The organism is Pseudomonas sp. C6002 (assembly GCF_013385805.1).
GTDB lineage: Bacteria > Pseudomonadota > Gammaproteobacteria > Pseudomonadales > Pseudomonadaceae > Aquipseudomonas.
In genome coordinates, this window is the sequence record NZ_JACAPH010000058.1 from 2,015 (window position 1) to 5,128 (window position 3,114).

At 50.9% G+C, this 3,114-nt stretch carries 1 rRNA gene; it reads left to right on the forward strand.

Features of this window, described 5'->3' with window-relative positions:
* Positions 1-174 precede the first annotated feature (174 nt).
* Positions 175-3,068: ribosomal RNA gene (locus tag HX817_RS31125) — 23S ribosomal RNA — on the forward strand.
* Positions 3,069-3,114: the final 46 nt, after the last annotated feature.

The window sequence follows — 3,114 nt, forward strand, 5'->3', positions numbered from 1 at the left end:
TTGATTTCTAGTCTTTGATTAGATCGTTCTTTAAAAATTTGGGTATGTGATAGAAAGATAGACTGAACGTTACTTTCACTGGTAACGGATCAGGCTAAGGTAAAATTTGTGAGTAATTGCGAATTTTCGGCGAATGTCGTCTTCACAGTATAACCAGATTGCTTGGGGTTATATGGTCAAGTGAAGAAGCGCATACGGTGGATGCCTTGGCAGTCAGAGGCGATGAAAGACGTGGTAGCCTGCGAAAAGCTTCGGGGAGTCGGCAAACAGACTTTGATCCGGAGATGTCTGAATGGGGGAACCCAACCATCATAAGATGGTTACCTTACACTGAATACATAGGTGTATGGAGCGAACCAGGGGAACTGAAACATCTAAGTACCCTGAGGAAAAGAAATCAACCGAGATTCCCTTAGTAGTGGCGAGCGAACGGGGACTAGCCCTTAAGTGGCTTTGAGATTAGCGGAACGCTCTGGAAAGTGCGGCCATAGTGGGTGATAGCCCTGTACGCGAAAATCTCTTAGTCATGAAATCGAGTAGGACGGAGCACGAGAAACTTTGTCTGAATATGGGGGGACCATCCTCCAAGGCTAAATACTACTGACTGACCGATAGTGAACTAGTACCGTGAGGGAAAGGCGAAAAGAACCCCGGAGAGGGGAGTGAAATAGATCCTGAAACCGTATGCGTACAAGCAGTGGGAGCAGACTTTGTTCTGTGACTGCGTACCTTTTGTATAATGGGTCAGCGACTTATTTTCAGTGGCGAGCTTAACCGAATAGGGGAGGCGTAGCGAAAGCGAGTCTTAATAGGGCGTCTAGTCGCTGGGAATAGACCCGAAACCGGGCGATCTATCCATGGGCAGGTTGAAGGTTGGGTAACACTAACTGGAGGACCGAACCGACTACCGTTGAAAAGTTAGCGGATGACCTGTGGATCGGAGTGAAAGGCTAATCAAGCTCGGAGATAGCTGGTTCTCCTCGAAAGCTATTTAGGTAGCGCCTCATGTATCACTGTAGGGGGTAGAGCACTGTTTCGGCTAGGGGGTCATCCCGACTTACCAAACCGATGCAAACTCCGAATACCTACAAGTGCCGAGCATGGGAGACACACGGCGGGTGCTAACGTCCGTCGTGAAAAGGGAAACAACCCAGACCGTCAGCTAAGGTCCCAAAGTTATGGTTAAGTGGGAAACGATGTGGGAAGGCTTAGACAGCTAGGAGGTTGGCTTAGAAGCAGCCACCCTTTAAAGAAAGCGTAATAGCTCACTAGTCGAGTCGGCCTGCGCGGAAGATGTAACGGGGCTCAAACCATACACCGAAGCTACGGGTATCACCTTCGGGTGATGCGGTAGAGGAGCGTTCTGTAAGCCTGTGAAGGTGAGTTGAGAAGCTTGCTGGAGGTATCAGAAGTGCGAATGCTGACATGAGTAACGATAATGGGTGTGAAAAACACCCACGCCGAAAGACCAAGGTTTCCTGCGCAACGTTAATCGACGCAGGGTTAGTCGGTCCCTAAGGCGAGGCTGAAAAGCGTAGTCGATGGAAAACAGGTTAATATTCCTGTACTTCTGGTTATTGCGATGGAGGGACGGAGAAGGCTAGGCCAGCTTGGCGTTGGTTGTCCAAGTTTAAGGTGGTAGGCTGGAATCTTAGGTAAATCCGGGATTCTAAGGCCGAGAGCTGATGACGAGTTATCTTTTAGATGACGAAGTGGTTGATGCCATGCTTCCAAGAAAAGCTTCTAAGCTTCAGGTAACCAGGAACCGTACCCCAAACCGACACAGGTGGTTGGGTAGAGAATACCAAGGCGCTTGAGAGAACTCGGGTGAAGGAACTAGGCAAAATGGCACCGTAACTTCGGGAGAAGGTGCGCCGGTGAGGGTGAAGGACTTGCTCCGTAAGCTCATGCCGGTCGAAGATACCAGGCCGCTGCGACTGTTTATTAAAAACACAGCACTCTGCAAACACGAAAGTGGACGTATAGGGTGTGACGCCTGCCCGGTGCCGGAAGGTTAATTGATGGGGTTAGCTAACGCGAAGCTCTTGATCGAAGCCCCGGTAAACGGCGGCCGTAACTATAACGGTCCTAAGGTAGCGAAATTCCTTGTCGGGTAAGTTCCGACCTGCACGAATGGCGTAACGATGGCGGCGCTGTCTCCACCCGAGACTCAGTGAAATTGAAATCGCTGTGAAGATGCAGTGTATCCGCGGCTAGACGGAAAGACCCCGTGAACCTTTACTATAGCTTTGCACTGGACTTTGAATTTGCTTGTGTAGGATAGGTGGGAGGCTTTGAAGCGTGGACGCCAGTTCGCGTGGAGCCAACCTTGAAATACCACCCTGGCAACTTTGAGGTTCTAACTCAGGTCCGTTATCCGGATCGAGGACAGTGTATGGTGGGTAGTTTGACTGGGGCGGTCTCCTCCTAAAGAGTAACGGAGGAGTACGAAGGTGCGCTCAGACCGGTCGGAAATCGGTCGTAGAGTATAAAGGCAAAAGCGCGCTTGACTGCGAGACAGACACGTCGAGCAGGTACGAAAGTAGGTCTTAGTGATCCGGTGGTTCTGTATGGAAGGGCCATCGCTCAACGGATAAAAGGTACTCCGGGGATAACAGGCTGATACCGCCCAAGAGTTCATATCGACGGCGGTGTTTGGCACCTCGATGTCGGCTCATCACATCCTGGGGCTGAAGCCGGTCCCAAGGGTATGGCTGTTCGCCATTTAAAGTGGTACGCGAGCTGGGTTTAGAACGTCGTGAGACAGTTCGGTCCCTATCTGCCGTGGACGTTTGAGATTTGAGAGGGGCTGCTCCTAGTACGAGAGGACCGGAGTGGACGAACCTCTGGTGTTCCGGTTGTCACGCCAGTGGCATTGCCGGGTAGCTATGTTCGGAATAGATAACCGCTGAAAGCATCTAAGCGGGAAACTAGCCTCAAGATGAGATCTCACTGGAACCTTGAGTTCCCTGAAGGGCCGTCGAAGACTACGACGTTGATAGGTTGGGTGTGTAAGCGCTGTGAGGCGTTGAGCTAACCAATACTAATTGCCCGTGAGGCTTGACCATATAACACCCAAGCAATTTGCGTCGAAGAGACCAGATTGCGGTGTGT